The organism is Nitratidesulfovibrio oxamicus (assembly GCF_015731765.1).
In the GTDB taxonomy this organism is placed as follows: Bacteria; Desulfobacterota; Desulfovibrionia; order Desulfovibrionales; family Desulfovibrionaceae; genus Cupidesulfovibrio; species Cupidesulfovibrio oxamicus.
In genome coordinates this window covers 1-2,711 of sequence record NZ_VRYY01000352.1, presented here as the reverse complement: position 1 = coordinate 2,711, position 2,711 = coordinate 1, and the positions used below count along the sequence as shown (strand labels likewise).

At 68.1% G+C, this 2,711-nt stretch carries 2 protein-coding genes; both read left to right on the top strand.

The genetic code is table 11. From position 1 onward, the window contains the following. Positions 1 to 1,211: translocation/assembly module TamB domain-containing protein (locus FVW20_RS11975; RefSeq protein ID WP_196609796.1), on the top strand; the 1,211-nt coding region annotated here is incomplete at its 5' end. Positions 1,212 to 1,407: 196 nt separating this feature from the next. Next, entirely contained in the window at positions 1,408 to 2,589 is a 1,182-nt protein-coding gene (ahbC, locus tag FVW20_RS11970; protein ID WP_043609964.1) for a 12,18-didecarboxysiroheme deacetylase, read from the top strand. Positions 2,590 to 2,711: the final 122 nt, after the last annotated feature.

Below are 2,711 nucleotides of genomic sequence, written 5' to 3'. Positions count from 1 at the left end.
CGGCCACGCCCGCTGCCCGGCACGGCCTTTCGCGCGACCTTGCCCCGCGCATCGACCTGCGCGGCCAGTTGCTGCGCCTCAGCCCCCTGCACCGCGACGACCTGTCGCTGACCCTGTCCGGCAGCATCGAAGCCAACGGCCCGCTTACCGCGCCGCTGGTACGTGCGGACATCACCGTGCCCGAAGGCGAACTGCGTCTGCTGCGCGGTCTGGGCGGCGGAGTCACCACGCTGGAGGTGACCGAAAAGGCCGTGGCCGCGGTTGCCCTTCCGGCAAACCCGGCCCTTGCGGCAGGTTCCCCCCCTCCCGCAGGCTCGTTCCCGATGGCGGCCACCGCCCCGATGGATGCGCCGCCCACCGCCAGTACCGCCGGGCCTTCCATGTCCTCCACGGGCCCCCGGCTGGACCTGCGCATCGTGGCCCCGCAGCGGTTCTTCATCCGGGGGCGCGGTCTGGACAGCGAATGGAAGGGTGACCTGCGCGTGGCGGGCCCGGTCGCACCCCCCGCGCTGACGGGCACGCTGTCGCCGGTACGCGGCAGGTTCGATCTGCTGGCCAAGCCCTTCAGCCTGTCGCGCGGCAACATCACCTTCACCGGCGAACAGCCTCCCAACCCCGCGCTGGACCTGGACCTGACCAACGAAGGTTCCGCCGTCACCGCCGTGGCCCACGTGGGCGGCACGGCCCGCCGCCCGGCGCTTGCCCTGTCCAGCACTCCCCCCCTGCCCCAGGACGAGGTGATGAGCTACGTGCTGTTCGGCAAGCCGCTGACCGAACTCAGCCGGTTCGAGGCGCTGCAGGCCGCCAATGCCCTGCGCACCCTGTCCGGCGCGGGCGGCGACTTCGACGTGCTGACCTCCGTACGGCGTACCCTGGGGGTGGATGTGCTGCGGGTGGGTTCGTCAGACCCGGCACGGCAGCGCACCGCCACCACCCCGCGCGACCCTTCCCTTTCCCGCGCAACCTTTGCATCGGGTGCATCGGGTGCATCGGGCGCATCGGGCGCATCGGCCCCCGACGAGCTGGCCCGGCCCACGCTGGAAGCGGGCAAGTACCTGCTGGACAACGTGTACGTGGGCGTGGAGCAAGGCACGGAGGCGGGCACGACCGGCGCGCGGGTGGAAGTGGAACTGCTGCCCCGCCTGAATCTGGAAGGCCGCAGTTCGCCCACGTCGAGCGAACTCGGCATCATGTGGAAAAAGGACTACTGACCCCGCACCCTTGCGCCCGCCGCTTCCGCCTGCTGCGCCGCAATGCCCGCCGGGCCGGAGTTGCTTTCCCTCCGCCACGATTTATGCTAGGGCGTGAGGACGTTTTTCCGGTGCCAGCCCGCCGCGCTACGCCCCGTGCCAGAAGGCCGGGGCCTCTCTTGTCAGCGCGCCCGGCGGCCAGCCAACAGGAGTGAGAATGATCGGCATCTCCAAGCTTTACTGTGGTCAGGTCGAACCCTCCGACGCCCTTCGCTACGGGCGCCACTCGGGCCAGCTTCCCTCCCACCTGCTCCAGTTCTCCAAGGACAAGAAACCGGTTGTGGTCTGGAACATGACCCGCCGTTGCAATCTGAAGTGCGTGCACTGCTACGCCCAGGCCGTTGACCCTGAAGGCAAGGACGAAATCTCCACCGAACAGGGCAAGGCCATCATCGACGATCTCGCCGCCTACGGCGCGCCGGTGATGCTCTTTTCCGGCGGCGAGCCGCTGGTGCGCCAGGACCTGGTGGAACTGGCCAAGCACGCCACCACCAAGGGCATGCGCGCGGTCATTTCCACCAACGGCACCCTGATCACCAAGCAGAAGGCCCGCGAACTGAAGGAAGTTGGCCTGTCCTACGTGGGCATTTCGCTGGATGGCGGCGAAGAGGTGCACGACAAGTTCCGCGCCGTGCCCGGTTCCTACCGCCGCGCACTGGAAGGCATCGAAAACTGCAAGGCCGAAGGGCTGAAGGTGGGCCTGCGCTTCACCATCAACAAGCGCAACCAGGGCGAAGTGCCCAAGCTCTTCCAGTTGCTGCGCGACCTTGAAGTGCCGCGCATCTGCTTCTACCACCTGGTGTACTCCGGTCGCGGGTCCGAACTGATCAAGGAAGACCTGGACCACGCGGAAACCCGCGCCATGGTCGACCTGATCATGGACAAGACCCGCGAACTGTTCGACGCCGGGCTGCCCAAGGAAGTGCTGACCGTGGACAACCACGCCGACGGCCCCTACGTGTGGATGCGCATGCTGAAGGAAGACCCCAAGCGCGCCGCCGAGGTGTTCGAACTGCTCCAGTACAACGAGGGCAACAACTCCGGGCGCGGCATCGGCTGCATCTCGTGGGACGGCAAGGTGCACCCCGACCAGTTCTGGCGTCAGCACGTGGTGGGCAATGTTCTGGAACGCCCCTTCTCGCAGATCTGGGACGACCCGAACATCGAACTGCTGCACAAGCTTAAGGACAAGAAGCAGCACGTGGGCGGCCGTTGCGCCACCTGCCGCTTCCTGAACATCTGCGGCGGCAACTTCCGCGCCCGCGCCGAAGCCTACTACGGCGACATCTGGGCGCAGGATCCCGCCTGCTACCTGAGCGACGACGAAATCCGCGCGTAGGTTCGCCCGCGCCGGAACCATACCTGCCATGACGGCACCCGGACGGCCCTTGCGTCGTCCGGGTGCACGCTGCCCCCACGCAGGCCGCCACCCCGCCACCTCGGCGGGCCGCACGCACCGCC

What these genes read in the sequence shown, in the direction of transcription:
- ahbC (WP_043609964.1), top strand. Translation starts at nt 1,408, where the DNA reads ATGATCGGCATCTCCAAGCTTTACTGTGGTCAGGTCGAACCCTCCGAC.